The sequence below is a fragment of the Pseudomonas sp. XK-1 genome, from assembly GCF_038069885.1.
Taxonomy (GTDB): Bacteria; Pseudomonadota; Gammaproteobacteria; order Pseudomonadales; family Pseudomonadaceae; genus Aquipseudomonas.
Genome location: NZ_JBBPES010000003.1, coordinates 240,084 through 266,424, shown reverse-complemented (window position 1 = coordinate 266,424; position 26,341 = coordinate 240,084). Strand labels below are relative to the sequence as shown.

At 60.9% G+C, this 26,341-nt stretch carries 22 protein-coding genes and 4 tRNA genes; 18 read left to right on the top strand and 8 right to left on the bottom strand.

Features of this window, described 5'->3' with window-relative positions; translation table 11 throughout:
- Positions 1-52: 52 nt before the first annotated feature.
- Positions 53-2,662, bottom strand: coding sequence for a bifunctional aconitate hydratase 2/2-methylisocitrate dehydratase (acnB, locus tag WMW70_RS09600; RefSeq protein ID WP_341437539.1), 2,610 nt, complete (start codon positions 2,660-2,662; stop codon positions 53-55).
- 405 nt (positions 2,663-3,067) lie between these two features.
- Here acnB and WMW70_RS09595 point away from each other — a divergent pair, with 405 nt between their 5' ends.
- Positions 3,068-3,544, top strand: coding sequence for a DUF1289 domain-containing protein (locus WMW70_RS09595; protein ID WP_341437538.1), 477 nt, complete (start codon positions 3,068-3,070; stop codon positions 3,542-3,544).
- 57 nt (positions 3,545-3,601) lie between these two features.
- On the opposite strand, the gene WMW70_RS09590 is transcribed toward WMW70_RS09595, so the two are convergent.
- Positions 3,602-4,465: a universal stress protein gene (locus tag WMW70_RS09590; RefSeq protein ID WP_341437285.1), complete on the bottom strand. Its 864-nt coding sequence runs from the start codon at positions 4,463-4,465 to the stop codon at positions 3,602-3,604.
- A gap of 249 nt (positions 4,466-4,714) precedes the next feature.
- Here WMW70_RS09590 and WMW70_RS09585 point away from each other — a divergent pair, with 249 nt between their 5' ends.
- Positions 4,715-5,320, top strand: a complete 606-nt coding sequence (locus WMW70_RS09585; protein WP_341437284.1) for a tRNA-(ms[2]io[6]A)-hydroxylase — start codon at positions 4,715-4,717, stop codon at positions 5,318-5,320.
- A 51-nt stretch (positions 5,321-5,371) separates the two neighbouring features.
- Here WMW70_RS09585 and WMW70_RS09580 read toward each other — a convergent pair whose 3' ends face one another.
- From WMW70_RS09580 to WMW70_RS09570, 3 genes are all read right to left on the bottom strand, one after another.
- Positions 5,372-6,706 (bottom strand): SPFH domain-containing protein, encoded by a 1,335-nt coding sequence (locus WMW70_RS09580; RefSeq protein WP_341437283.1) that lies wholly within the window; start codon positions 6,704-6,706, stop codon positions 5,372-5,374.
- Positions 6,707-6,814: 108 nt separating this feature from the next.
- The gene (lpxH, locus tag WMW70_RS09575) at positions 6,815-7,534 is read right to left on the bottom strand and encodes a UDP-2,3-diacylglucosamine diphosphatase (RefSeq protein WP_341437282.1); all 720 of its coding nucleotides are present in this window, start codon (positions 7,532-7,534) and stop codon (positions 6,815-6,817) included.
- Positions 7,531-8,025, bottom strand: coding sequence for a peptidylprolyl isomerase (locus WMW70_RS09570; RefSeq protein ID WP_341437281.1), 495 nt, complete (start codon positions 8,023-8,025; stop codon positions 7,531-7,533). Before WMW70_RS09570 ends, lpxH begins: the two co-directional genes overlap by 4 nt.
- Before the next feature lie 243 nt (positions 8,026-8,268).
- Between WMW70_RS09570 and WMW70_RS09565 the strand changes: the two genes are divergently transcribed.
- From WMW70_RS09565 to WMW70_RS09555, 3 genes are all read left to right on the top strand, one after another.
- Positions 8,269-9,933 (top strand): glutamine--tRNA ligase/YqeY domain fusion protein, encoded by a 1,665-nt coding sequence (locus WMW70_RS09565; protein ID WP_341437280.1) that lies wholly within the window; start codon positions 8,269-8,271, stop codon positions 9,931-9,933.
- A gap of 62 nt (positions 9,934-9,995) precedes the next feature.
- On the top strand, positions 9,996-11,378 hold the full coding sequence (gene cysS / locus WMW70_RS09560; RefSeq protein WP_341437279.1) for a cysteine--tRNA ligase: 1,383 nt from the start codon (positions 9,996-9,998) through the stop codon (positions 11,376-11,378).
- A gap of 170 nt (positions 11,379-11,548) precedes the next feature.
- On the top strand, positions 11,549-12,346 hold the full coding sequence (locus WMW70_RS09555; protein WP_341437278.1) for an alpha/beta hydrolase: 798 nt from the start codon (positions 11,549-11,551) through the stop codon (positions 12,344-12,346).
- Here the strand turns inward: WMW70_RS09555 and WMW70_RS09550 are convergent.
- Positions 12,335-13,204, bottom strand: coding sequence for a polysaccharide deacetylase family protein (locus WMW70_RS09550; protein WP_445942133.1), 870 nt, complete (start codon positions 13,202-13,204; stop codon positions 12,335-12,337). The two genes, WMW70_RS09555 and WMW70_RS09550, sit on opposite strands and share 12 nt — an antisense overlap.
- Before the next feature lie 272 nt (positions 13,205-13,476).
- The gene (locus WMW70_RS09545) at positions 13,477-15,345 is read right to left on the bottom strand and encodes a sigma-54-dependent Fis family transcriptional regulator (protein ID WP_341437276.1); all 1,869 of its coding nucleotides are present in this window, start codon (positions 15,343-15,345) and stop codon (positions 13,477-13,479) included.
- A gap of 262 nt (positions 15,346-15,607) precedes the next feature.
- On the opposite strand from WMW70_RS09545, the gene WMW70_RS09540 reads away from it, so the two are divergent.
- The 6 genes from WMW70_RS09540 (at position 15,608) to WMW70_RS09515 (ending at position 21,593) form a co-directional block, all read left to right on the top strand.
- The gene (locus tag WMW70_RS09540) at positions 15,608-16,702 is read left to right on the top strand and encodes an ABC transporter ATP-binding protein (RefSeq protein WP_341437275.1); all 1,095 of its coding nucleotides are present in this window, start codon (positions 15,608-15,610) and stop codon (positions 16,700-16,702) included.
- A complete protein-coding gene (locus WMW70_RS09535) occupies positions 16,702-17,814 on the top strand; it encodes an ABC transporter ATP-binding protein (RefSeq protein WP_341437274.1) in 1,113 nt (370 codons plus the stop codon). Before WMW70_RS09540 ends, WMW70_RS09535 begins: the two co-directional genes overlap by 1 nt.
- Positions 17,811-18,674, top strand: a complete 864-nt coding sequence (locus WMW70_RS09530; protein WP_341437273.1) for a carbohydrate ABC transporter permease — start codon at positions 17,811-17,813, stop codon at positions 18,672-18,674. The genes WMW70_RS09535 and WMW70_RS09530 overlap by 4 nt, the downstream gene beginning before the upstream one ends.
- Before the next feature lie 8 nt (positions 18,675-18,682).
- On the top strand, positions 18,683-19,483 hold the full coding sequence (locus WMW70_RS09525; protein ID WP_341437272.1) for a carbohydrate ABC transporter permease: 801 nt from the start codon (positions 18,683-18,685) through the stop codon (positions 19,481-19,483).
- Positions 19,484-19,494: 11 nt separating this feature from the next.
- A complete protein-coding gene (locus WMW70_RS09520; protein WP_341437271.1) occupies positions 19,495-19,767 on the top strand; it encodes a DUF2160 domain-containing protein in 273 nt (90 codons plus the stop codon).
- Positions 19,768-19,850: 83 nt separating this feature from the next.
- On the top strand, positions 19,851-21,593 hold the full coding sequence (locus WMW70_RS09515) for an ABC transporter substrate-binding protein (RefSeq protein ID WP_341437270.1): 1,743 nt from the start codon (positions 19,851-19,853) through the stop codon (positions 21,591-21,593).
- A gap of 77 nt (positions 21,594-21,670) precedes the next feature.
- Here WMW70_RS09515 and WMW70_RS09510 read toward each other — a convergent pair whose 3' ends face one another.
- Positions 21,671-22,339, bottom strand: coding sequence for a Bax inhibitor-1/YccA family protein (locus WMW70_RS09510; protein WP_341437269.1), 669 nt, complete (start codon positions 22,337-22,339; stop codon positions 21,671-21,673).
- 135 nt (positions 22,340-22,474) lie between these two features.
- Here WMW70_RS09510 and WMW70_RS09505 point away from each other — a divergent pair.
- The 7 genes from WMW70_RS09505 to WMW70_RS09475 all read left to right on the top strand — a co-directional run bounded on the left by WMW70_RS09505 (position 22,475) and on the right by WMW70_RS09475 (position 26,255).
- Positions 22,475-22,564: transfer RNA gene (locus WMW70_RS09505), tRNA-Ser, on the top strand.
- A gap of 146 nt (positions 22,565-22,710) precedes the next feature.
- Positions 22,711-23,355, top strand: coding sequence for a response regulator transcription factor GacA (gene gacA / locus WMW70_RS09500; RefSeq protein WP_325509700.1), 645 nt, complete (start codon positions 22,711-22,713; stop codon positions 23,353-23,355).
- Complete coding sequence (gene uvrC, locus WMW70_RS09495) at positions 23,342-25,180, top strand: excinuclease ABC subunit UvrC (RefSeq protein WP_341437268.1); 1,839 nt, start codon at positions 23,342-23,344, stop codon at positions 25,178-25,180. Before gacA ends, uvrC begins: the two co-directional genes overlap by 14 nt.
- Positions 25,181-25,213: 33 nt before the next feature.
- Positions 25,214-25,774 carry a CDP-diacylglycerol--glycerol-3-phosphate 3-phosphatidyltransferase gene (pgsA, locus tag WMW70_RS09490; protein ID WP_325509702.1) on the top strand — a complete coding sequence of 187 codons (561 nt, stop codon included), beginning with the start codon at positions 25,214-25,216 and terminating at the stop codon, positions 25,772-25,774.
- Positions 25,775-25,840: 66 nt separating this feature from the next.
- Positions 25,841-25,916: transfer RNA gene (locus WMW70_RS09485), tRNA-Gly, on the top strand.
- 38 nt (positions 25,917-25,954) lie between these two features.
- Positions 25,955-26,028: transfer RNA gene (locus tag WMW70_RS09480), tRNA-Cys, on the top strand.
- Positions 26,029-26,168: 140 nt separating this feature from the next.
- Positions 26,169-26,255 (top strand) — tRNA-Leu (locus tag WMW70_RS09475).
- Positions 26,256-26,341 lie beyond the last annotated feature (86 nt).

Here is a 26,341-nt window from a genome sequence, read left to right as displayed (position 1 = left end):
CCCGCACAAGGCGGGGCTTCTCTTTACCGGTGTAGCGCGATGCGTTGTTTCGTTAGGCTTGAACGACCGGAATCTGGGCGTTCGCAGCAGCTTCACGGAACTCGGCGATTTGATCGAAGCTCAGGTAGCGGTAAACGTCCGCTGCCATGGTGTCGATTTCCTTCGCGTAGACCATGTATTCCTCAACGGTCGGCAGGCGACCGAGGATCGAGGCAACAGCGGCCAGCTCGGCCGAAGCCAGGTAGACGTTTGCACCATCGCCCAGACGGTTGGGGAAGTTACGGGTAGAGGTCGAAACCACGGTGGAGTTCGCTTCAACGCGTGCCTGGTTACCCATGCACAGCGAGCAGCCCGGCATTTCCATGCGCGCGCCGGCTTTGCCGTAGATGCCGTAGTAGCCTTCTTCGGTCAGCTGATGCTGGTCCATCTTGGTCGGCGGCGACAGCCACAGACGAGTCGGCAGGGTGCCTTCGACTTTTTCCAGCAACTTACCGGCTGCGCGGAAGTGACCGATGTTGGTCATGCACGAACCGATAAACACTTCGTCGATCTTCTCGCCCTGAACGCTGGACAGCAGACGAGCGTCGTCCGGGTCGTTCGGTGCGCAGAGAACCGGCTCGTTGATGTCGGCCAGGTCGATTTCGATGATTTCGGCGTACTCGGCGTCCTTGTCGGCTTCCATCAGTTTCGGATCGGCCAGCCAGGCTTCCATCGCTTGGGCGCGACGTTCCATGGTGCGCGCATCGCCGTAGCCTTCGCTGATCATCCAGCGCAGCAGGGTGATGTTCGAACGCAGGTATTCGGCGATGGCCTTTTCCGGCAGCTTGATGGTGCAACCTGCAGCGGAACGCTCGGCGGAGGCGTCGGACAGCTCGAAAGCCTGTTCAACGGTCAGCTCGTCCAGACCTTCGATCTCGAGGATGCGGCCGGAGAAGATGTTCTTCTTGCCTTTCTTCTCGACGGTCAGCAGGCCTTTCTGGATGGCCACGTAAGGGATGGCATGGACCAGGTCACGCAGGGTGATGCCCGGTTGCAGTTTGCCCTTGAAGCGCACCAGTACCGACTCCGGCATGTCCAGCGGCATTACGCCAGTGGCAGCGGCGAAGGCGACCAGGCCGGAACCGGCCGGGAAGGAGATGCCGATCGGGAAGCGGGTGTGCGAGTCACCACCGGTACCGACGGTGTCCGGCAGCAGCATGCGGTTCAGCCAGCTGTGGATGATGCCGTCGCCAGGACGCAGGGACACGCCGCCACGGGTGCGGATAAAATCCGGCAGGGTGTGGTGGGTGGTGACGTCGATTGGCTTCGGATAGGCCGCGGTGTGGCAGAACGACTGCATCACCAGGTCAGCGGAGAAGCCCAGGCAAGCCAGGTCTTTCAGCTCGTCACGGGTCATCGGGCCAGTGGTGTCCTGGGAGCCGACGGTGGTCATCTTCGGTTCGCAGTAGGTGCCAGGACGTACGCCTTTGCCTTCTGGCAGGCCGCACGCCTTGCCGACCATTTTCTGCGCCAGGGTGAAACCCTTGGTGCTGGCAGCAGGTGGCTCAGGCAGCTTGAACAGGTCGGTTGGGCCCAGGCCCAGTTCGGCGCGCGCTTTCTCGGTCAGACCGCGACCGATGATCAGCGGGATACGGCCGCCAGCGCGGACTTCGTCGAGCAGTACTGGGGTCTTCATTTCGAAGGTGGTCAGTACTTCGTCGGTACCGTGCTTGCAGACTTTGCCAGCATGCGGGTACAGGTCGATCACATCGCCCATGTGCATGTTGGAAACGTCGAATTCGATTGGCAGAGCGCCGGCATCTTCCATGGTGTTGTAGAAGATCGGAGCAATCTTGCTGCCGAAGCAGAAACCACCAGCGCGCTTGTTCGGCACGTTGGGGATGTCGTCGCCGAAGAACCACAGCACCGAGTTGGTGGCGGATTTACGCGAGGAGCCGGTACCGACTACGTCACCGACGTAGGCAATCGGGAAGCCTTGGCCGCGCATGGCTTCGATCTGCTTCATCGGGCCGGTTACGCCTTGCTCGTCCGGCACGATGCCGTCACGGGCCATTTTCAGCATGGCCAGGGCGTGCAGCGGGATATCCGGACGCGACCAGGCGTCTGGAGCCGGGGACAGGTCGTCGGTGTTGGTTTCGCCAGTGACCTTGAACACGCGCAGGCTGATCTTGTCGGCCAGGGTCGGGCGGTTCTTGAACCACTCGCCATCGGCCCAGGATTGCAGCACGCCTTTGGCGTGAACGTTGCCGTTCTTGGCTTTTTCAGCGACGTCGTGGAAGGCGTCGAACATCAGCAGGGTGTGCTTCAGTTGTTCGGCAGTCACGCCAGCCAGTTCGCTGTCGTCGAGCAGCGCAACCAGGGTGGCAATGTTGTAACCGCCCTGCATGGTGCCGAGCAGTTCAACGGCGTGTTGCTTGCTGATCAGCGGGGAGGAGGCTTCGCCTTTGGCAACGGCAGAGAGGAAACCGGCCTTGACGTAGGCGGCTTCGTCGACGCCTGGCGGTACGCGGTTGGTGATCAGGTCGAGCAGGAAAGCTTCTTCGCCGGCTGGCGGGTTTTTCAGCAGCTCGATCAGGCCTGCGGTTTGTTCGGCGTTCAGCGGCTGGGGCACGATACCCTGAGCGGCACGCTCTGCTACATGTTTGCGATAGGCTTCAAGCACAGTTATTACCCTCATCAGTGGTCCCAAAGGGTTGTCCGGGACGCGATCCAGAAAACAACAAATCAGGCGCTTCGTGGCTTTATGGGCCGCTCAGCCGAGATTTTGCTGCTTTCTTGCAGAAGCTGTTTTCAAAGTTTTACGCCGGCAGGACGGGCTGGATGAGGGCTGATGCCGACGCTTGAAATGGAACTCAAGGCCGGCATCAACATCGAACCTGCAGGATTGACTGTGCTCGTGACGCTTTGAAAACAGCTTCCAACGGACATTGCTGCCTATTAAAGGCGGGCCGATTCTACTGGAAAGCTTTTATAAAGTTAAGCCAAAGGCCCCGCTTATCTGGGGGTGATCTGCCTTAGACAAAGGGCTAAGATGCCTGTCCTTCAGTCGGTGTTCCTCTCGTTCGTTATGTCCAATCAGCGTATCAAAACCCCTTGTGTCGGCCTGTGCTCCACTGTTTACGGCGATCTGGTGTGCCGTGGCTGCAAGCGCTTTCACCACGAGGTGATCCACTGGAATGGCTACAGCGAGGAGGAAAAACATGCGGTATGGCTGCGTCTGGAAGTGCTGCTGGTACAGGTGATGGCGGCCAAACTGGAAGTTTTCGATGCGCAGCGCCTGCGGACCCAGTTGGAACAGCGCAAGATCCGCTTTGTGCCGCAACAGTCGCCTTACTGCTGGGCTTATCAGCTGATTGCCCGTGGGGCGCGGGTAATCAGCCAGCTGGACGCCTACGGTATGGTGCTGCTGCCGGAGTTCCGCGACTGGGGCTTGCCCGAACTGCGCGATGCCATCGACCGGGAGTTCTTTCTGCTCTCCGAGGCCCATTACGAACGCTATATCGCGCCGCGTTTCCTCCTCGAAGGGCTTGAGATAAGAGCCTGATCGCCGATTTCATACAAAAAAGCCGCCTAAAAAGGCGGCTTTTTTGTTGCGCATACGTCAGTGCTGAGCGACCAGCTCTTCCAGGTGAGCGATGATTTCATCGGGCTTGAGCACCAGCACATCGCTTTCCAGCGAATCCAGAATCACCTCGGCAGTATTACCGATCAAGGCCCCGGAAATCCCGGTGCGCGCTACGGTGCCGATTACCGTGACGCCGGCATTGAGCCGGTGGGCCATCTGCGGAATCAATACATCGGCCGGGCCTTCGACGATATGCAGGCGTTCATCGGCAATCTCGTACTCGGCCTGGAAGGCCTTGCACTGGTCGCGATAGCGCGCTTCGATGGTTTCCTTGAGTTGGAAGGTCGGGTCGGCGGCCGAAAGCATGGGCGCGGGGTGGGCGCTGATCACATGCAGGTCGGCCTTGGCCAGGGCGGCGATATCAAAACCGTGGCTGACGATGCTGGTGTGCAGGGTGCGATGCTCGCCGTCGGCATTACCCACATCGACTGCCGCCAGGATCACGCTGCCCGCCCAGGGCTTGTCGGTTTTCACCATCAGCACCGGGCCCGGGCAATAGCGCAGCAGCTTCCAATCATCCGGGGTGAGCAGGGCCTTTTTCAGCGGGTTGTCCGGGTAGTGCTGCTTGATCACCAGGCCGCAGCCCTCAGCCTGCTGCACGCTGATAATGGTCTGGTGCAGGTTCTCATGCCATGACTGCTGACTGGAGGCGCTGAAGCCTTCGCTGCCGAGTTGGCTGGTCAGGTCCTGCAGGTAGGCGGTGTGATCATTTTTCTTGTCACACACCAGCAAGTGCAGGTGTGACTGGGTAACGCCAGCAATCAGCTTGGCGCGTTTCAGGGCCAGCCCTTCTGGCCGGTCGGGTTCCATTACCACCAGAATGCTGCGAATAGCTTGCATGATCATCTCCATGTGCAGTCAGTTGTACTGTTTATCACTATAGATTGCTGTCGCTCGGTCGGTACTTGATTGGTGTCAATCGAGTGGTGGTTCGCGCGCTCATTCGTATAATGATGGCCTTCTAGCTTTATCACTCCCGCCCGTCTGATTTTGTGAATTTATGTATCTGTTAGCCGAAATCGTTTATCTGCTGCATCGTTCTGCCTGCGTGCCCGGACCCCTTGGTTACCTGGCGATAGGCGCGCGCCCATGAGCCTGCCGGAAATTCATGAGTTTCTCGGTTGCCGCACGCCGGATGCCTGGATCGCAGCCGCCCTGGCCGATCAGCAAACCCTGCTGATTGATCACAAGAACTGCGAGTTCAAGGCCGCCAGCACGGCCCTGAGCCTGATGGCCAAGTACAGCACCTATGTCGACCTGCTCAACGCCATGTCGCGCCTGGCGCGCGAGGAGCTGGTGCACCATGAACAGGTGCTGCGCATCATGAAGCGGCGCAAGATCGGCCTGCGCCCGGTGTCGGCGGCGCGCTACGCCTCGGGTCTGCGCAAGATCGTGCGCACCCACGAGCCGCACAAGCTGGTGGATACCCTGGTGATCGGGGCCTTTATCGAGGCGCGCAGCTGCGAGCGTTTCGAGGCCCTGGTGCCGCATCTGGATGAAGAGCTGGGCAAGTTCTATTTCGGCCTGCTGAAAAGTGAGGCGCGGCATTTCCAGCATTATCTGAAGCTGGCCTATCAGTATGGCGACGAAAAGGACGTCAACCAGGCCATCGAGCGGGTGAGGGCGGTGGAGCGCGAACTGATCGAATCCCCAGACACTGAGTTCCGCTTTCATAGCGGTGTGCCGCTGCTCTAAAGCAAAAAAGCGCCCAGTCGGGCGCTTTTTTGTAGGGCGAGTACAGGGGGCTTACTGCTGCACTTTCAGGTCCAGCGCCAGATCGCGCGCTGCCTTGGTGGCCAATACGCCCATCAATTGGCCTATTTCATCCTGGCGGCTGCTGGCACCGTCGCTAGCGCCGCCCATCATCACGCTGGGAACCGGTGCCTGGGCGGCGGCTTCGGCCCAGACCTTGTTGATCGCGATCAGCGCATCCAGCTTGGGCTGCAACGCGCCGTCGGCCTTGATTACCGCTTCACGGGCGTAGGCTTCTGCGTCGGCGGTGATCTTCGTTGCATCGGCGGTGATCGCCGCTTTATCGCGCAGCAGCTCGGCGGTCTGTTTCTCGATTTCGGCGCGGCCTTTTTCCCGTTCGGCATTGATGATCGCCAGTTGTTTCTCGGTTTCCGCCTGGGTGGTGCGCTCGATCTGGTCGCGCAGGGTTTCCTGACGACGCGCTTCCACTTCCTTTTCACCGCGGGCGGTCACCAGCAGCTTCTCCTCCTCTTCCTTCAGACGGTTCTGCCGCGCCACAGCGAGTTCGGCCAGGGCCTGCTGCACCTTGACCATGCGTTGTTTGTACTGCGGGTTGGGATCGACGTTGGTGATGCGCGCCTCGACCACTTCCACGCCGTATTTGCGGAACTGCTGCTGCTTGCGTACCGGAATGCCCTTGCTGTCCATGACCTTCTCGGTGACGAACTGGCTGACGTTGTTGTCGCCGAACGCGCCTTGCTCGGTGCCGGCTTGCAGAATCGCGGTCTGGCTCGGCTGGTGGCCGCGCGGGCCGCGAATCTCCTTGCGCTTGATCAGGTACAGACCGTCGTTGAGCTGGTTCTCGAACTCGGCGGCGAACTCGCTGCGCGCGCCGGCGTAGAAGTCGTCGGCACTCATCAGCGAGGCAGTGGCCTGCAGGGTTTCCTTGATCGCGGGAACCAGTGCGGTCTTGATGAAGTTTTCCGGGTTGCGGTACTCCTGGGCGATTTTCAGAAACTGCTCGCCCGCCGGCAGGCGAAAACGTGCCGAGGACTCGACCTTGGCGTCGACGTTGCCGAGAAACACGATAGGGAAGGCTTCGATGGTGGCACCGAGGGAGTCGTTGTCGCTGCTGTCGTCGATGGCCAGGGCTTCGGTGAGCACCGATTGCACGCTCAGGGCCTTCTTCCAGGCAGTGGCGCGGCCGAACCATTTGGTGGCGTAGCCGACGTCGTCGACCACTTTCTCCTCGCCGAAGATGGTCCGCACGTGGGTGGCGAAACCGGCTTCGTTATAGAAGAACACGCTGTTGAAGGTGACGAAGCTGAGCGCGATAAACGCAACCGGTGCGATGGTGTACTTGAAAAGCTGTTCCTTGCTGATCGGCATGATCGGTCCCTGATGGCATTTTGAGGGCGCTGATGCTGATGATCGGCGCAAAATCCGTCAAGGGGGGCAGGGCGGCACTTTGTGCGCGCCGTCAAGATTTTGCCTGGTTCAGAGCGTGAAGGGCTCCTGGACAAAGCCTCGCTTATCCACCTGCAGCGCCCAACCCTGCTTGTCCCAGTCGCCAAGCACGATGCGTTGCGCCGCCTGGCCGTTGACCTGCAGCTGATGGGTGGCCGGGCGGTGGGTGTGGCCGTGAATCAGCGTATGCACGCCGTGCAGCGCCATGACGCGCGGCACCTCATCCGGGGTGACATCGACTATATCGCTGGCTTTCATGCGGTTTTGCGTGCGGCTTTCATTACGCAGTTTGCGCGCCAGTTTCTGCCTTGTACTGAGCGGCAGGTTGCGCAGGATAAACAGCGAAACCGGGTGGCGCAGCCAGCGGCGCAGCTTCATATAGCCAATATCCTGGGTACACAGGCTATCGCCGTGCATCAGCAGCACGCGCTCGCCGTTAAGTTCGATGACGCAGGGATCGGGCAGCAGGCGGCAGCCGGCTTCCTGACAGAAGGCCTTGCCGAGTAGAAAGTCGCGATTGCCATGCATCAGGTAGACGCGTGTGCCGCGCTCGCTCAACTGGCGCAGGGCCTGGGCAATCGAGCGTTGAAAAGGGCTGATGGCGTCGTCGCCAATCCACACTTCGAAGAAGTCGCCGAGGATATACAGCGCCTGGGCCTCAACTGCGCGGGTTTCGAGGAAATGCAGAAACGCCCGGCTGATGTCCGGGCGCTCCTGTTCAAGATGCAGATCGGAGATCAGTAGTATCACTCAACGATCTCGGCACGCTCGATGATCACGTCATCGACCGGTACGTCCTGGTGGCCGGATTTGCTGGTGGTGGCCACGGCCTTGATCTTCTCGACCACGTCCATGCCTTCAACCACTTCACCGAACACCGCATAGCCCCAGCCCTGTACGGTAGGCGCGCTGTGGTTGAGGAAGCTGTTGTCGCCAACGTTGATAAAAAACTGCGCGGAAGCCGAATGCGGCTCCATGGTGCGGGCCATGGCCACGGTGCCGATCTTGTTGGCGACGCCGTTGTTGGCTTCGTTCTTGATCGGTGCGCGGGTGGTCTTCTGCTTCATGCCTGGTTCGAAACCGCCGCCCTGGATCATGAAGTTGCTGATCACGCGGTGAAAAATCGTGTTGTCGTAATGGCCTTCCTGAACGTACTGCTTGAAGTTGGCCACGGTTTCCGGGGCTTTGTCGTCGAACAGATTCAGGGTGATAACGCCGTGGTTGGTGTGCAGCTTGATCATGTAGGTAGTCGCTCTGTCGATAAAACCGTGAGCCGGCTCAATTTCCTTTGTTTAGGCTGTATTAGCGGCACGCAAAGGGCACTGAAGCGGTTCTTGGGCCTGTCAGGGGGTTGACAGCTTCGGCTATGATAAGCGCTTTGTTTTAGTCGGCCTACCCTGAGCGCCTGTTCCGATCCCCTGAGTTTCGGCTCGCCGGGTCATCAACGGCCTGCCAAGCCGCGTCACGTAACTGTTAAGGACACCATGAGCAAGCCTACCGTCGAAAAAGCCGCCAACTTTCTGCGCCCCATCGTCCAGGCCGATCTGGACGGCGGCAAGCACGCCAAGATCGTTACCCGTTTCCCGCCGGAGCCCAATGGCTACCTGCATATCGGCCATGCCAAGTCGATCTGCCTGAACTTCGGCCTGGCCCAGGAGTTCGGTGGCGAGTGCAACCTGCGCTTCGACGACACCAACCCGGCCAAGGAAGACCAGGAATATATCGACGCGATCAAGAGCGACGTGCAGTGGCTGGGTTTCCAGTGGGCCGGCGAGGAGCGCTACGCCTCCAACTATTTCGACCAGCTGCATGCCTGGGCCATTGAGCTAATCAAGGCAGGCAAGGCTTTCGTCTGTGACCTCAATGCAGAAGAAATGCGTGCCTATCGTGGCAGCCTGACCGAACCGGGCAAGAACAGCCCGTTCCGCGAGCGCTCGGTGGAAGAGAACCTCGACCTGTTCGCCCGCATGAAGGCCGGCGAGTTCTCCGACGGTGCCCGTGCCCTGCGCGCGAAGATCGACATGGCGTCGCCGAACATCAACCTGCGCGACCCGATTCTGTACCGCATTCGCCATGCCCATCATCACCAGACCGGCGACAAGTGGTGCATCTACCCCAGCTACGACTTTACCCACGGTCAGTCGGATGCCATCGAAGGCATCACCCATTCGATCTGCACCCTGGAGTTCGAAGACCACCGCCCGCTGTACGAGTGGTTCCTGGCGCAACTGCCGGTGCCGACGCAGCCGCGTCAGTACGAATTCGCCCGCCTCAATCTGAACTACACCATCACCAGCAAGCGCAAGCTCAAGCAGCTGGTTGACGAGAAGCACGTCAATGGTTGGGACGACCCGCGTATGTCGACCCTGTCGGGCTTCCGTCGCCGTGGTTACACGCCTGCGTCGATCCGTACCTTCTGCGACATGATCGGCGTCAATCGCGCCGGAGGCGTGGTGGATATCGGCATGCTCGAGTTCGCCATCCGCGAGGACCTGGACGCCAACGCCGCTCGCGCCATGTGCGTGCTCAAGCCGCTGAAAGTGGTGATCACCAATTACCCGGAAGGGAAGAAAGAGAATCTGGAGCTGCCGCGCCACCCGAAACAGGAGATGGGCGTACGGGTGCTGCCGTTCAGCCGCGAGATCTATATCGACGCCAGCGACTTCGAAGAAGTCCCACCGGCCGGCTTCAAGCGCCTGATCCCTGGTGGTGAAGCGCGCCTGCGCGGCAGCTACGTGATTCGCGCCGACGAGGCGATCAAGGATGCCGAGGGCAATATCGTCGAACTGCGCTGCAGCTACGACGAAAACACCCTGGGCAAGAACCCCGAGGGCCGCAAGGTCAAGGGCGTGATCCACTGGGTGCCAGCGGCTGAAAGCGTCGAGTGCGAAGTGCGCCTGTACGACCGCCTGTTCCGCTCCGCCAACCCGGAAAAGGACGAGGACGGCGGCAGCTTCCTCGACAATATCAACCCGGATTCGCTGGTGGTGCTCAAGGGCTGTCGCGCCGAGCCATCCCTGGCTGAGGCGCTGCCTGAAGAGCGCTTCCAGTTCGAGCGCGAAGGCTACTTCTGCGCCGATATCAAGGACAGCAAGCCGGGTGCGCCCGTCTTTAACCGTACCGTAACGCTGCGCGATTCCTGGGCTTAATCAAGCCGAACGCGTCATAGACCGGGCCAGTACGCTGGCCCGTGGTTTTCCAAGGAACCCCGATGCTCTCGATCTACAACACGCTGACCAAAAGCAAAGATGTCTTCAAACCGCTGGTGGGTAACCAGGTGCGCATGTATGTGTGTGGCATGACGGTTTACGACTTCTGTCATATCGGTCATGCGCGGGTGATGGTGGCGTTCGATGTGGTGACTCGCTGGCTGCGCCATCGCGGCTATGAAGTGACCTACGTGCGCAATATCACCGACATCGACGACAAGATCATCAAGCGTGCCAATGAAAACGGTGAGCCGTTCGAGGCTCTGGTCGAACGCATGATCAAAGCCATGCATGAAGACGAGGCGCGCCTCAATGTCCTGCGTCCGGATCAGGAGCCCCGTGCCACCGGGCATATCGCCGGTATGCACCAGATGATCCAGACCCTGATCGATAAGGGTTTTGCCTACGCCCCCGGCAATGGTGACGTGTACTACCGCGTCGGCAAGTTCGTCGGCTACGGCAAGCTGTCGCGCAAGAAGATCGAAGACCTGAAGATCGGCGCGCGTATCGAGGTCGACGAGGCCAAGCAGGACCCGCTGGATTTCGTCCTGTGGAAGGGCGTCAAACCGGGCGAGCCGAGCTGGGAGTCGCCCTGGGGGGCGGGCCGTCCGGGCTGGCATATCGAGTGCTCGGTGATGTCGACCTGCTGCCTGGGCGAGACCTTCGACATTCATGGCGGTGGCCCGGACCTGGTGTTCCCGCACCACGAAAACGAAATCGCCCAGAGCGAGGCCGCTACCGGCAAGCTCTACGCCAACGCCTGGATGCACGCCGGCTCGGTGCGCGTGGATGGCGAGAAGATGTCCAAGAGTCTGGGCAACTTCTTCACCATTCGTGAGGTGCTGGAAAAGTATCACCCGGAAGTGGTGCGCTACCTGCTGGTGTCCAGCCACTACCGCAGTCCGATCAACTACTCCGAAGACAGCCTGCGCGAAGCCAAGGGTGCCCTTGAGCGCTTCTATAACGCGCTCAAGGGCCTGCCTGCAGCCGCACCGGCGGGTGGCGAGGCCTTTGTCGAGCGCTTTGCCGCGGCCATGGATGATGACTTCAACTCGCCGGAAGCCTGCGCCGTGTTGTTCGAGCTGGCCCGTGAGATCAACCGCCTGTGCGACACTGATCTACAGGCCGCTGCCGGCCTGGCGGCGCGCTTGAAGGAGCTGGCTGGGGTGCTGGGCGTGCTGCAGCTTGAGCCTGAGGCGTTCCTTCAGGCGGGCGCTGCTGGCAAGGTCGATGCTGCTGAGGTTGAGGCGCTGATCGCCGCACGTCTGCAGGCCCGCGCCGAGAAGAACTGGGCAGAAAGTGATCGCATCCGCGATCAGCTCAGCGCCATGGGCGTGGTACTGGAAGACGGCAAGGGTGGCACCACCTGGCGTCTGGCCGAGTAGGCCGCTGGCTGCTAGCGACGGCTACAGCTGTACAGAAATGCCGCTCACCGCTCTGGTGAGCGGCATTTTTTCTGGCCTTGATTAGCTAGCTGCTAGAGGGTGAACTTGGTTCGGCATGCCGGGGCTGCGCTAGTCTGTGGTTCGGCAACAAATAGGTTCAGGGAGGGGCAGTGCAATTCAGTCGTCCGACGCGCCGTCTGTTGGTCTTTCTCGCCTGGGCCGCCGCCTTGTATCTGCTGCTCTGTCTGGCCTTGCTGCTGTTTCAGCGCTCGTTGATCTACTTTCCCCAGCCCCGCGCCGTGGACGATCCCGCGCTGCTGCTGCGGTTACCCACGGCAGAGGCCGAGGTGCTGGTTTCCACCCGGCCGCTGCCAGGCCGCAAGGCGCTGATCTACTTTGGCGGCAACGCCGAGGATGTCTCGCTTAATCTGGCGCAATTCGCCCAAGCCTTTGCCGACCATGCGCTCTACCTGCTGCACTACCGCGGCTATGGCGGCAGCGCCGGCTCGCCCTCCGAGGCGGCGATTCAGGCTGATGCCCAGGCCCTGTTCGACCGGGTCCACGCTGAACATCCCTGCACCGTGCTGGTGGGGCGTAGCCTGGGTTCGGGCGTGGCGGTGCGGCTCGCCAGCCAGCGCCCGGCGGCGGGCCTGGTGCTGATCACCCCCTATGAGAGTATCGAGGCGCTGGCCCGGCAGCAGTTTCCCTATGTCCCGGTGCAATGGCTGCTCAGGGACAAGTTCGAGTCCTGGAAGTACGCCCGGCAGATCGAGGTGCCCACGCTGTTGATCCTGGCCGCCGAGGATAAGGTGATTCCCCGTGCCAGTAGCGATGCCCTGTACGGCCACTTTCAGCCCGGGGTGGCGCGGCTCGCGGTTATTCCAGCGGCGGGGCACAACGACCTGTCGCAGCGTCCGGAGTATCTGCGCCTGATCGAGAGCGGGTTATGTCCGGGCTCAGTTCCATAACCAGTTCCACACCCCCGGCAGGCGTGCGTATTGCAGCGGGTCACCCAGGGCGCGCCTGAGGGCGGCGCGTTCGAGACGCGCGCGCTGGTCGTAGAAGGGCTTGGCGTCTGTGGCAAGGCCGACATCCTCGGCGACATCCAGGAGGATCTGCAGGTATTCGCGCATATGCCGTGCGGTGTAGGGATTGAGGTCGTGGAAGGTCACCACCAGCGGAATCACCCCGTCCACCACGGGCAGGGCCCCGGCATGGATCTGCTCGGCGGCCCGCGCCAGTTGTTCGCGCAGATTGCTGCGCCGGCGCAGGCTGCCGTTGATGCCCCAGGTCTTGCCGTCGTTGGCGCTCAGGTCGGTCAGTAGCAGGCGCAGACCATGGGCCTGGTAGGCGGCGAAGGTGCGCTCGTCGTAGTTCCAGAAAGGCGGGCGTACCAGACGCGGCGCGGCTCCGCTGATGGCGGAGAGGTCGGCTACGCCATCTTTCAGCGATTGCTCCAGTTCGGCGGGGCTGAGGAAGCGGTGGTTGGCATGCCCGGGAGTGGCGGTGTGAAAGCCCAGCAGGTGACCATCGCGCTGCTGGCGGCGCAACAGTGCCTGGCCCTGAAGGCTGCCGCCGGCTGCCATGGCGCGGGTCTGAACGAAGAACAGCGCCTTGATCCCCGGCTGGATCGGGTTGTCGTCCAGCGCATCGAGAATCTGCCGGGTTGGATTGACTCCCAGGCTCGCGCTGGGGCCGTCATCGAAGCTCAGGAGGAAACGTATCGGCTCGACCTCGGGCCGCGGTTGCGGCGACGGCGCGCTGGCGCAGGCGCTCAACAAGACCAGCGCCAGCAGTAAGGCAGCCCAGTTGTGCAGTTGTCGCAGAGGTGAAAGGAAGGCTGACGCATAGGCGGAACAACGCATCGGGCATGCTCTTGTGTTGGCTAAGGGGCTTAAAGGACGCGGAGCAAGGGCGTGCGAGGCAGGCGAGTGTAGGGGCATGGTGCTGGATTGGGAATCGGCGAATGGGCAGGTAGGAGCTTTGACCCTATATGGCGCTTATAAGTCCATACAGGTTCGTAGCAAGACTCTCGACACCCTGCTATTGGTAACGGGCCGCTGAAGCCGTTGTGTGATTTTCAGCAAACCTCAGCGAGCTAGAGCTTCAGACCATTCTCCTTCAGCCGCTTGTACAGCGTATTGCGACTGACCCCGAGGCTGCGCGCCAGGAGGGAGATGTTGCCGCCGCAGGCTTGGTACTGACTGAGCAGGTCGCTTTCGCATGGCGTTCCCAGATTCTGCGGCGCATGGGGTGTGACGGTTGAGGTTGCAGGCAACGGCTGCAGATCGGCAAAGAAATCATCCGGCAGATGCTCAGGGCGGATCGGCTGTTCGTCGGCCATGGCCAGGGCGATCTGCAGCACGCTGCTCAACTGGCGCAGGTTACCCGGCCAGGGGTGGCGCTCGAACAGGGCCATGACCTCCGGGCTGAGCCCGGCCCATTGCTGCGGTTCGCGGTGGTAATCCCAGATACGCTGGACCAGAGCGGCCTTGTCCGTGCGCTGGCGCAGCGGTGGCAGTTCCAGATTGAGGCCGCTGATGCGGTAGTACAGATCCTGGCGAAACAGTCCGGCCTCCACATCCTGGCGCAGCGGACGATTGGTCGCCGAAACTAGGCGGATATCCACCGGATACAGCTCGCTGCTGCCCAGGGGTTGCACGCAGCGTTCCTGCAGTACGCGCAGCAGGCGCGCCTGTACGCGCAACGGCATATCGCCCACTTCATCGAGAAACAGCGTGCCTTTATGGGCCTTGCGGATCAGGCCGATGCTGCCTTTCTGGCTGGCCCCGGTAAAGGCTCCTTTCTCGTAGCCGAACAGTTCGGATTCCACCAGTTCGGCGGGGATGGCCGCACAGTTGACTGCGATCAGCGCCTGTTTGGCCCGCGAGCTGGACTGGTGCAGGGCCTTGACGAACACTTCCTTGCCCACCCCGGTTTCGCCGTGCACCAGGATCGGGATGTCCTTTTCCAGCAGGCGCTCGGCCTGGCGTATGGCCTTGTCCACCCGCGGGTCGCCGAGGTTGATCGAGGCCAGGGTAAAGCCGTTGCTCTGGGCCGGCGGCTCAGCTTCGGCAGCTGGGCGGAAATCGCGGGCCTGGATCGGGGCGGGCTGTTGCGGGCGTTTGACCTGGGCATGGAAGCGGAAGCGGCCGCCGGCGCGCAGGTTGAACGGCTGGCTTTCGGGCTGGTTGAGCAGCTGGCGCAGCGGCACATCGAACAGGCTCTCGATATTCACCCGCGTCAGGCCCACACCCAGCAGGCTGTCGGCGCGGCGGTTGGCCGACACCACCTGGCCCTGGTCGTCGAAGACCAGCAACCCGGCCCAGGGGCTGTCGAGGTTGTCCAGGCTGGTGTTGAAGCTGAGCTGAAAGTAGCGCTGCTGGAACAGGTTGAGAATCAGCCGGTTCTCCACTGACTGGCTCATCATCTTGACCATGCCCAGGGTGTGGGCCGGCGGCAGGTAGCTGTCGCTGGAGACATCCAGCACCGCGATCATTTGCCGTTGTTCGTCAAAGATCGGCGAGGCCGAACCGGTCATAAAGCGGTTGGCTTTGAGGAAGTGTTCATCGTGCTGGATATGCACCGCCTGGCCGCAGCTCAGGGCGGTGCCGATGGCATTGGTGCCGGTGTAACGCTCCAGCCAGCTGGCCCCGGCGACGAAACCGGGGGCGCGACTGGGTTCGATAAAGCGTTGGTCGCCCCAGGATTGCAGTACCTGGCCCTGATGGTCGGCGAGCATGATCAGGCAGTTGGAATTGGCCAGGATATTGCCGTAGTAGGGCAGCACTTCCTTATGGGTGGTCTGCACCAGAGCGTGCTGGCTGTCGAGCAGGGCCGACACTTCGCCGGGACTGGGGCGGCTGAAAATGGGCGTGCTCTGGTGGGTCAGGCCGAAGTCGCGGCAGCGCGACCAGGAGTCCTGGATGATGCGGTCGTGGGGCAGGGCAGCGGCAGCTTCAGCCATCACAAGGGTCTCGGGGTGGTTCTTGTTGTTATGGGTTTCGGTCTGCGCCGAAGTCGACTCAGTGTCGCCTATGACTGTTCAATGTCAACGCCGCGACTGTTCAACTGTTCACAGTGCATTGTTCAAGGTTGTTCAATCGCTTTGCAGAAGCTGTTCAGGTGCTCGCGTTAGTTTCTTGTAAATCAATGGGTTGGGTTTTTATTTCAGGGTTTGGCACGGAACTCGCCTTGTTAGATGGAGATAACAAGAAAAAGGACGGCCCATGTCACTTACCCTGGAGCATGTCACGCGTATCGTCGATAACCAGCTGCATATCGACGATGCCTGCCTGAGCTTCGAGCCCGGTTCCTTCAACGTGTTGCTGGGCCGCACCCTGTCCGGCAAGACCAGCCTGATGCGCTTGATGGCCGGCCTGGACAAACCCAGCAGCGGGCGCATCCTGATGAATGGCGCGGACATGACCCATGTCTCGGTGCGCCAGCGCAACGTGTCGATGGTCTACCAGCAGTTCATCAATTACCCGACCCTGACGGTCTTCGAGAACATCGCCTCGCCGCTGCGCCAGGCCGGGGTGAGCAAGGCCGAGATACTGGAAAAGGTCCACGCCACGGCGAAGATGCTGCGTATCGAGGGCCTGCTGGCGCGTTACCCGCTGGAGCTGTCCGGCGGTCAGCAGCAGCGCACCGCCATGGCCCGGGCCCTGGTCAAGGATGCCTCGCTGATCCTGTTCGACGAGCCCCTGGTCAACCTCGACTACAAGTTGCGCGAAGAGCTGCGCCAGGAGATGCGCGAGCTGTTCGAGGCCCGCCACACCATCGCCATCTATGCCACCACTGAACCCAACGAGGCCCTGGCCCTGGGCGGCACCACCACCATCCTGCACGAAGGGCGGGTGGTGCAGAGTGGCAAGACCGCCGAGGTCTATCACCGCCCGCAGCAGGTGCTGGCCGCCGAGCTGTTCTCGGAGCCGGCGATCAACCTGATGCCGGGGCGCATCAGCGGTACCGAAGTGAGTTTCGCCGATACCGTGCATTTCCCCCTCAACCCGGATCTGCAAGACATCGCCGAGGGCGAATATCGCTTCGGCGTGCGCCCCAGCCATATCGGCCTGGTGCCCTCCAACGACGACGATCTGGAGCTAGCGGTGACCGTCGAGCTGGCCGAAATCAGTGGGTCGGAGACCTTTCTGCATGTGCGCAACGAGCAGTTCGTGCTGGTGCTGCACCTGCCCGGGGTGCATGAGTACGACGTGGATACGCCGATCCTTATCTATATCCCCACCCACAAGCTGTTTGTCTTCGCTGCCGACGGGCAGCTGATTCAGGCCCCCAGCCGCCGTTTAGGGAGGACCGCCTGATGGCCGAGATCCGTCTGCACAACCTGGCCCACAGCTATAGCCGCGACCCCAAGGGCCCGGCCGATTACGCCATCCGCGAGATGAATCACATCTGGCAGCAGGGCGGTGCCTATGCGCTGCTGGGACCATCCGGCTGCGGCAAGTCGACCCTGCTCAATATCATTTCCGGGCTGCTCAGTCCCTCCCATGGCGAGGTGCAGTTCGACGGCAAGGTGGTTAATCAGCTGCATCCCGAGCAGCGCAATATCGCCCAGGTTTTTCAGTTTCCGGTGGTCTACGACACCATGACGGTGTTCGATAACCTGGCCTTTCCGCTGCGCAACCAGGGCATGAACGAAGCGAAGGTGCTGGCCAAGGTCAACGAAATCGCCGAGGTGCTGGAGCTGCACCCGCTGCTGCACAAACGGGCGCGCAACCTGACCGCCGACGAGAAGCAGAAGGTCTCCATGGGCCGCGGCCTGGTGCGCGATGATGTCTCGGCGATTCTGTTCGATGAGCCGCTGACGGTGATCGACCCCCACCTGAAATGGAAACTGCGGCGCAAGCTCAAGCAGATCCACGAGCAGTTCAATATCACCATGGTCTACGTCACCCACGACCAGTTGGAGGCCTCGACCTTCGCCGACAAGATCGCGGTGATGTACGGCGGCCAGATCGTCCAGTTCGGCACCCCGCGCGAGCTGTTCGAGCGACCCAGCCACACCTTCGTCGGCTACTTTATCGGCAGCCCGGGAATGAACCTGATCGAGGTGCAACCCTGCGCGGATGGGGTGCGGTTCAACAACACCGTGCTGCCGCTGTCGCCGGCGCTCAATCGGCGTATTGCCGAGCTGCCTGGGGCCAAACTGAAAGTCGGTATCCGCCCGGAGTTCGTGCATATCTGGGATGGCCCCAACGACGATGCCCTGTGCGGCGAGGTGGTGCACCTGGAGGACCTGGGTACCTACAAGATTCTCAGCCTGAAACTCGATGGCCAACTGCTCAAGGTGCGCCTGCAGGAGGACCAGCCGGTGCCGCAGCAGCGCGTCTACCTGAGCTTTCCGGCGCAGTGGCTGATGCTCTACGCCGACGACTTTCTGGTCGAGACCCAAGCGCTGGAGGTGCAGCCATGAAGGTGCAGAACAACAAGGCCTGGTGGCTGGTGCTGCCGGTGTTTCTGCTGGTGGCGTTCAGCGCCATCGTGCCGATGATGACGGTGGTCAACTACTCGGTGCAGGACATCTTCGACCACTCCACACGCTATTTCGTCGGTGTCGACTGGTACAAGCAGGTGCTGCAGGACACCCGCCTGCACGATTCGCTGCTGCGCCAGTTCATCTTTTCCGCCTGTGTGCTGCTGATCGAGATTCCCTTGGGCATCGCCATCGCCCTGTGCATGCCGACCAAGGGACGCATGGCCTCGCTGGTGCTGATCGTGCTGGCCATCCCGCTGCTGATTCCATGGAACGTGGTCGGCACCATCTGGCAGATCTTCGGCCGCGCCGATATCGGCCTGATGGGCTGGACGCTGAACAAACTCGGCATCGCCTACAACTATGCCTCCGATACGGGGGACGCCTGGGTCACGGTGCTGATCATGGACGTCTGGCACTGGACTTCGCTGGTGGCGCTGCTGTGCTATTCCGGGCTGCGGGCGATTCCCGATGTGTATTACCAGGCGGCGCGTATCGACCGTGCGTCAAGCTGGGCGGTGTTCCGCCATATCCAGCTGCCCAAGCTGAAAAGCGTGCTGTTGATCGCGGTGATGCTGCGTTTTATGGACAGCTTCATGATCTACACCGAGCCCTTTGTGCTCACCGGCGGCGGGCCGGGTAACGCCACTACCTTCCTCAGTCAGACCCTGACCCAGATGGCCATCGGCCAGTTCGACCTGGGGCCGGCGGCGGCGTTCTCCCTGGTGTATTTCCTGATCATCCTGCTGGTGTCCTGGCTGTTCTACACCGCCATGACCCACAACGATAAGAACCGCTGAGGCCGACCATGAACCTACGCAAACAAGTGGTGCTGGGGCTCTATATCCTGTTCCTGCTGGTGCCGATCTACTGGCTGCTGAACATGTCGTTCAAGAGCAACAGCGAAATCCTCGGTGGCCTGAGTCTCTGGCCCCATGACTTCACCCTGGCCAACTACAGGGTGATCTTCACCGATCCCAGCTGGTACGAGGGCTACCTCAACTCGCTGTATTACGTCAGCCTCAATACGGTGATTTCCCTGAGCGTGGCGCTGCCGGCGGCTTACGCCTTCTCGCGCTACCGCTTTCTCGGCGACAAGCACCTGTTCTTCTGGCTGCTGACCAACCGTATGGCACCGCCGGCGGTGTTCCTGCTGCCGTTCTTCCAGCTGTATTCCTCGATTGGCCTGTTCGATACCCATATTGCCGTGGCTCTGGCTCACTGCCTGTTCAACGTGCCGCTGGCGGTGTGGATTCTCGAAGGTTTTATGTCCGGGGTGCCGAAGGAGATCGACGAAACCGCCTATATCGACGGCTACAGCTTCCCGAAATTCTTCGTGAAGATCTTTATCCCGCTGATCGGTTCGGGCATCGGCGTCACCGCGTTCTTCTGCTTTATGTTTTCCTGGGTCGAGCTGCTCCTGGCGCGCACGCTGACCTCGGTGGACGCCAAGCCCATCGCCGCGGTGATGACCCGCACCGTCTCGGCCTCGGGTATCGACTGGGGTGTGCTGGCGGCGGCGGGGGTGTTGACCATCCTGCCGGGCATGCTGGTGATCTGGTTTGTCCGTAACCACGTGGCCAAGGGCTTTGCCCTGGGCCGGGTATAAGGAGAAAAACGATGGATTGGATGGCCTGGACTCTGCCCACTGCGCTGTTTTTCGGCGGCATCGCCGCGATTCTCGCGGGCATGACGGTGTGGGAACTGCGTTCGCCCTGTGTCGAGCGCAAAGGCTTCTTGCCGATCAGCACCACCCGTGGTGATCGGTTGTTTATCGGTCTGCTGGGAAGCGCTTACCTGCACCTGCTGGTGGTGGGCACGACCGATTGGAGTATCTGGATAGCCACGTCGCTGTCCGTGTTCTGGCTGTTTGCAGTGATGCGCTGGGGTTAAGCCGGGCTGCCCTGGGCGCGCCCGCTGGTTGGGCGCGGCCAAGACCCGCTTGCCTCATCCCAAACCCCGAGATGGAGGTCTCTATGTTCGACAATAACAACAAAACGCGACATAGCATGGCGTTGGCTGCCCTGCTGACATTGTCTGGATTAAGCGGCGTAGCCTGGGCCGATGCCTACGAGGAGGCCGCCAAGAAGTGGATTGCCGACGAGTTCAGCCCTTCGACCCTGACCGCCGAGCAACAGCTTGCCGAGCTGCAGTGGTTTATCAAGGCGGCGGAGCCATTCCGTGGCATGGAAATCAGCGTTGCCTCGGAAACCATCGCCACCCACGAATACGAGTCCAAGGTACTGGCCAAGGCCTTCAGCGAAATCACCGGGATCAAGCTCAAGCATGACCTGATGCAGGAAGGCGATGTGGTGGAAAAACTGCAGACCCAGATGCAGTCGGACAAGAACATCTACGACGGTTATATCAACGACTCCGACCTGATCGGCACCCACTTCCGTTACGGCAAGGCCGTGTCGTTGACCGATATGATGGCCGGCGACGGCAAGGATTTCACCTCGCCGACCCTGGACCTGGACGACTTTATCGGCCTGTCCTTTACCACCGGGCCGGATGGCAAGCTTTATCAGCTGCCCGACCAGCAGTTCGCCAACCTCTACTGGTTCCGCGCCGACTGGTTCGAGCGGCCGGAACTCAAGGCCAAGTTCAAGGAAATCTATGGCTACGAGCTGGGCGTGCCGGTCAACTGGTCGGCCTATGAAGATATCGCCGAATTCTTCTCCGAGAAGGTCAAGGAAATCGATGGCCAGCGCGTCTATGGCCATATGGACTACGGCAAGAAAGACCCGTCCCTGGGCTGGCGCTTCACCGATGCCTGGTTCTCCATGGCCGGTGGCGGCGACAAGGGCCTGCCCAACGGCCTGCCGGTGGACGAGTGGGGCATTCGCGTAGACGGTTGCCGCCCGGTGGGCTCCAGCGTTGCCCGCGGCGGCGACACCAATGGCCCGGCGGCGGTCTATGCCACCACCAAGTACGTCGACTGGATGCGTCAATACGCGCCGCCGGAAGCCCAGGGCATGACCTTCTCCGAATCCGGCCCAGTGCCGGCTCAGGGCAGCATCGCCCAGCAGATCTTCTGGTACACCGCCTTTACCGCCGACATGACCAAGCCGGGCCTGCCGGTGGTTAATGAAGACGGCACGCCGAAGTGGCGCATGGCACCGTCGCCCAAGGGGCCGTACTGGGAGGAGGGCATGAAGCTGGGTTATCAGGACGCCGGTTCCTGGACCTTCCTCAAGTCCACCCCGGACAAGCAGCGCCTGGCGGCCTGGCTGTATGCCCAGTTCGTCACCTCCAAGACCGTGTCGCTGAAAAAAACCCTGGTTGGCCTGACGCCGATTCGCGAGTCGGATATCAACTCGCAGGCCATGACCGACGCCGCGCCGAAGCTCGGCGGTCTGGTGGAGTTCTACCGCAGCCCTGCGCGGGTGCAGTGGACGCCCACCGGCACCAACGTGCCGGACTACCCGCGTCTGGCCCAGCTGTGGTGGCAGTTTATTGCTGAAGCGGCCAGTGGCGACAAAACCCCGCAAGAGGCGCTGGATGGCCTGGCCGCTGCTCAGGACACTATGCTCGGTCGTCTGGAGCGTGCCGGTGTACTCGGCGAGTGCGGTCCCAAGCTGAATGAGGCGAAAGACCCGCAGTACTGGCTGGATCAGCCTGGTGCACCCAAGCCGAAACTGGCTAACGAGAAGCCTAAAGGCGAAACCATCAACTACAACGAACTGCTGAAATCCTGGGAACAGGCGCGCAACTAAGTCCACCTGCAATAAAACACGCGCAATAAGAAAGGCCGCTTAGTTAAGCGGCCTTTCTTTATTTACGGATTAAGCGATCAATCGTCGCCGCCCATAATGCCGAAGATCTGCAGCAGGCTGACAAACAGGTTGTAGATGGATACATACAGGCTGATGGTCGCCATGATGTAGTTGCGCTCGCCGCCGTGAATGATCGCGCTGGTCTGGAACAGGATACAGGCCGAGGAAAACAGCACGAAGCCGGCGCTGATCGCCAGTTGCAGGCCGCTGATCTCGAAGAAGAAGCCGGCCAGCATGGCACCGATCAGAACGAAGAAGCCGGCAGTGATAAAGCCACTGAGAAAGCTCATGTCCTTGCGGGTGGTCAGTACATAGGCCGACAGGCCACAGAACACCAGGGCGGTCATGGTGAACGCCGAGCTGACAACTTCAGCACCGTTGGCCATGCCCAGGTAACGATTGAGAATCGGGCCCAGGGTGTAACCCATAAAGCCGGTCAGGGCGAGGGTGGAAACCAGGCCCCAGGGCGAGTTGCGCAGTTTGGCGGTGAGGAAGAACAGGCCGTAGAAGCCGATCAGCACCACAAAGATATTCGGATAAGGCACGTTGGCGCGCTGCGCCATAAAGGCAACCAGACCGCTGAAAGCCAAGGTGATGGCCAGCAAGCCGTAAGTGTTGCGCAGGACGCGGCTGACTTCTTGCTGCTCGACCTGCGTATGGTCGAGGGCATAATTGTGATCGTTCATGGCGACACTCCTGTAGAGGCTAGATGGTTCCGTGACCAAGGTCGAACGGGATCATAACAGAGCCACACAAGCTGCCAAGACGCAGAGTTTGACAGTGTGTTGCGTTCCGGTAAGATTGCCGCCCGCACTAACGCCGGAAGCGTGGCAGAGCGGTTGAATGCAACGGTCTTGAAAACCGTCGAAGGGGAAACTCTTCCGTGAGTTCGAATCTCACCGCTTCCGCCATATTCCTCTGGTTGTCATGCAAGCGTATTTTGGCGTTTGCTTTTTGACGGTCATGCGCCAAGCTTGGTCAAACAACGCAAATCTGATTTGATCAGCATTTCAACAAGGTCGCTGTCTGGGTGGCCTGACGCACAATGGGGTGTCGCTTGATTAGGGTGCTAGTAGTCGATGACCACGACCTGGTTCGCACAGGCATCACGCGTATGCTTGCCGACATTGAAGGCCTGCTGGTTGTAGGTCAGGCCGAGTCTGGTGAAGAGTCCCTGCACAAGGCCCGCGAACTGAAGCCCGATGTCGTCCTGATGGACATCAAGATGCCCGGCATCGGCGGTCTCGAAGCCACCCGCAAACTGATCCGCAGCCACCCCGACCTCAAGGTCGTGGCCGTGACCGTGTGTGAAGAAGATCCTTTTCCTACCCGTCTGCTGCAGGCCGGTGCCGCCGGCTACCTGACCAAGGGCGCAGCGCTGGAAGAAATGGTCCAGGCCATCCGCATGGTGTTCAGCGGCCAGCGCTATATCAGTCCGCAGATTGCTCAGCAGTTGGCGCTCAAGTCGTTTCAGCCGCAGAACAACAATTCGCCATTCGACTTGCTGTCCGAGCGCGAGATCCAGATCGCTCTGATGATCGCCGGCTGCCAGAAGGTGCAGAGCATCTCGGACAAGCTGTGCCTGTCGCCGAAAACCGTGAACACCTACCGCTACCGCATCTTCGAGAAGCTGTCGATTACCAGTGATGTGGAGTTGGCATTGTTGGCGGTGCGCCATGGCATGATCGATGCCGGCAGCTGAAACCGGCGCTGCTTTCGACTCAAGCGCTTTTCTCGCCACCTGCAGTGGCCGCCCCGGCGTCTACCGCATGTTCGATGTGGATGCCAGGCTGCTCTATGTTGGCAAAGCCAAAAACCTGAAAAAGCGCCTGGCCAGCTACTTCCGCAAGACCGGTCTGGCCCCCAAGACCGCCGCCCTGGTGGGCAAGATCGCTCAGGTCGAAACCACCATCACCGCCAACGAAACCGAGGCGCTGCTGCTTGAGCAGACGCTGATCAAGGAATGGCGGCCGCCCTACAACATCCTGCTGCGCGACGATAAGTCCTATCCCTATGTGTTTCTCTCGGATGGTGATTACCCGCGCCTGAGCATCCATCGCGGGGCGAAGAAGCCGAAAGGCCGCTATTTCGGTCCCTATCCCAGTGCCGGGGCGATCCGCGAAAGCCTCAACCTGCTGCAGAAGGCCTTTCTCGTGCGTCAGTGCGAAGACAGTTTCTTCAAGAACCGCACCCGGCCTTGCCTGCAGTACCAGATCAAGCGCTGCAAGGGCCCCTGTGTCGATCTGGTGACGCCTGAGGAGTACGCCGAGGATGTGCGCCATTCGGTGATGTTCCTCGAAGGCCGCAGCAATGCCCTTAGCGATGAGCTGTCCAGCAGTATGCAAAAGGCCGCCTCTGAGCTGGATTTCGAACGCGCCGCCGAGCTGCGCGACCAGATTTCCTTGCTGCGCCGGGTGCAGGATCAGCAGAGCATGGAAGGCGGCACGGGCGACGTGGATGTGGTCGCCGCCATGGTCAACCCGGGTGGTGCCTGCGTGCACCTGATCAGCGTGCGTGGCGGGCGGGTGCTGGGCAGCAAGAATTTCTTTCCCCAGGTGGCGATCGAGGAGGAGGGCAGTGACGTGCTACTGGCCTTTCTCGCCCAGTATTACCTGGGCAGTCAGGAGCGCGACCTGCCTAGCGAGCTGATCGTCAATGCCCAGCACGAAGATTTCCCCACCCTGATCGCCGCCATCGAGGAGATGCGTGGGCGTCAGTTGAGTATCAGCTATCGCGTGCGCGGTACCCGGGCGCGCTGGCAGCAGTTGGCGGTGACCAATGCAGAGCAAGCCCTGGGCGCGCGCCTGGCCGATCGCCAGCACGTTGCCGCACGCTTCGAGGCGCTGGCCGAGGCCCTGGCTATGGATGAAGTGCCGCAGCGCCTGGAATGTTTCGATATCAGCCACTCCAGCGGTGAAGCCACGGTGGCCTCCTGCGTGGTGTTTGGCCCTGAAGGCCCGCTGAAATCCGATTACCGCCGCTACAACATCGAAGGCGTGACGGCGGGCGACGACTACGCCGCCATGCACCAGGCCCTGACCCGGCGCTTCAGCAAGGTCAAGGAGGGCGAAGGCAAGTTGCCCGATATCCTCCTGGTCGACGGCGGCAAGGGCCAGCTGGCCATGGCCCGCACGGTGCTCGAAGAACTGGCGGTGCCCGAGCTGATTCTGCTCGGTGTGGCCAAGGGCACCACCCGCAAGCCGGGGCTGGAAACCCTCTATCTGAATGACGCCGCCCATGAATTCACCCTGCCGGGCAATTCTCCGGCGCTGCACCTGATTCAGCAGATTCGCGACGAGTCGCACCGTTTTGCCATTACCGGCCACCGCGCTCGACGCGGCAAGGCGCGCCGTACATCCAGCCTGGAAGAGGTTGCCGGGGTCGGGCCAAAGCGCCGCCGTGAGCTGCTCAATCACTTTGGCGGCCTGCAGGAACTGTCCCGCGCCAGCAGCGAAGAAATCGCCAAAGCGCCGGGTATCAGTAAAAAGCTTGCAGAGCTGATTTATGCCGCACTGCACAGCGAGTAGAATGCCTGCTCACTTTGCAGCCTAGTTGTGCCGATGAATATCCCCAACCTGCTAACCGTGCTCCGCGTTCTGCTGATTCCCTGCTTCATTCTGCTGTTCTATCTGCCCTTCAGTTGGAGCTATTGGGCGGCCAGCGGTGTATTCGCCTGCGCCGCCGCAACCGATTGGCTGGACGGCTATCTGGCGCGCCGGCTTGAGCAGAGCACACCATTCGGGGCCTTTCTCGACCCGGTGGCCGATAAACTGATGGTGGCTGTGGCCCTGGTGCTGCTGGTGGCGGAACACACCAACCTCTGGCTGACCCTGCCGGCGGTGATCATTATCGGCCGCGAAATCGTGGTATCGGCCTTGCGCGAGTGGATGGCCGAACTGGGTGCTCGGGCCCATGTCGCCGTCTCCAATCTGGCCAAATGGAAAACCGCGGCGCAGATGGTTGCGCTGATCGTCCTGCTGGCCAACCCGCCGACATTTACCGCCTGGGTGATTCTGGGCTATGTGCTTTTGGTGATCTCCGCCGTGCTGACCCTGTGGTCGATGGTGCAGTACCTGATGGCGGCCTGGCCGCACCTCAGCCCAGTTGCTGAAAAGAAATAAGTTTTTTGAATCAAGGGGTTGACGCGGCGTTCCGAAGCTATAGAATGGCGGCCGTCAGCACGACAAGCGGGAATAGCTCAGTTGGTAGAGCACGACCTTGCCAAGGTCGGGGTCGCGAGTTCGAGTCTCGTTTCCCGCTCCAATTTTAACGGGCCGTCTAAACGGCCCGTTTAGTTTCAAGGCTGAGTAGCAGAGTGGTTATGCACCGGATTGCAAATCCGTGAACGCCGGTTCGATTCCGACCTCAGCCTCCAATTAGAAAAGCCTCGTAGATCCATGATTTACGAGGCTTTTTCATTTTAAAGTCCGCGGCTTGCGGCTCGCCCATGGGCTGTATATAGTCCAGACCTCGCAAGTTGAGCCGCTGACGGCAACACGCGACAACGCGCCAAACGCCCCGATGGTGAAATTGGTAAACACAGCAGACTTAAAATCTGCCGACCGTAAGGTCTTGCCGGTTCGATTCCGGCTCGGGGCACCACCTTTCCTCGCTACAACTCCCTCGCCTTAAACACGCTGTCACGCCCCTGTCGCGTCAGTGTCATATGCCTGCCACCTGTTTTAGCT

Bases quoted from the DNA above. Each gene is read 5' to 3' on its own strand.
- WMW70_RS09595 (WP_341437538.1), top strand. From the start codon at position 3,068: ATGTCCAATCAGCGTATCAAAACCCCTTGTGTCGGCCTGTGCTCCACT.
- WMW70_RS09590 (WP_341437285.1), bottom strand. From the start codon at position 4,465: ATGCAAGCTATTCGCAGCATTCTGGTGGTAATGGAACCCGACCGGCCA.
- WMW70_RS09585 (WP_341437284.1), top strand. From the start codon at position 4,715: ATGAGCCTGCCGGAAATTCATGAGTTTCTCGGTTGCCGCACGCCGGAT.
- WMW70_RS09580 (WP_341437283.1), bottom strand. From the start codon at position 6,706: ATGCCGATCAGCAAGGAACAGCTTTTCAAGTACACCATCGCACCGGTT.
- WMW70_RS09570 (WP_341437281.1), bottom strand. From the start codon at position 8,025: ATGATCAAGCTGCACACCAACCACGGCGTTATCACCCTGAATCTGTTC.
- WMW70_RS09565 (WP_341437280.1), top strand. From the start codon at position 8,269: ATGAGCAAGCCTACCGTCGAAAAAGCCGCCAACTTTCTGCGCCCCATC.
- cysS (WP_341437279.1), top strand. From the start codon at position 9,996: ATGCTCTCGATCTACAACACGCTGACCAAAAGCAAAGATGTCTTCAAA.
- WMW70_RS09545 (WP_341437276.1), bottom strand. From the start codon at position 15,345: ATGGCTGAAGCTGCCGCTGCCCTGCCCCACGACCGCATCATCCAGGAC.
- WMW70_RS09540 (WP_341437275.1), top strand. From the start codon at position 15,608: ATGTCACTTACCCTGGAGCATGTCACGCGTATCGTCGATAACCAGCTG.
- WMW70_RS09535 (WP_341437274.1), top strand. From the start codon at position 16,702: ATGGCCGAGATCCGTCTGCACAACCTGGCCCACAGCTATAGCCGCGAC.
- WMW70_RS09530 (WP_341437273.1), top strand. From the start codon at position 17,811: ATGAAGGTGCAGAACAACAAGGCCTGGTGGCTGGTGCTGCCGGTGTTT.
- WMW70_RS09525 (WP_341437272.1), top strand. From the start codon at position 18,683: ATGAACCTACGCAAACAAGTGGTGCTGGGGCTCTATATCCTGTTCCTG.
- WMW70_RS09520 (WP_341437271.1), top strand. From the start codon at position 19,495: ATGGATTGGATGGCCTGGACTCTGCCCACTGCGCTGTTTTTCGGCGGC.
- WMW70_RS09515 (WP_341437270.1), top strand. From the start codon at position 19,851: ATGTTCGACAATAACAACAAAACGCGACATAGCATGGCGTTGGCTGCC.
- WMW70_RS09510 (WP_341437269.1), bottom strand. From the start codon at position 22,339: ATGAACGATCACAATTATGCCCTCGACCATACGCAGGTCGAGCAGCAA.
- uvrC (WP_341437268.1), top strand. From the start codon at position 23,342: ATGCCGGCAGCTGAAACCGGCGCTGCTTTCGACTCAAGCGCTTTTCTC.
- pgsA (WP_325509702.1), top strand. From the start codon at position 25,214: ATGAATATCCCCAACCTGCTAACCGTGCTCCGCGTTCTGCTGATTCCC.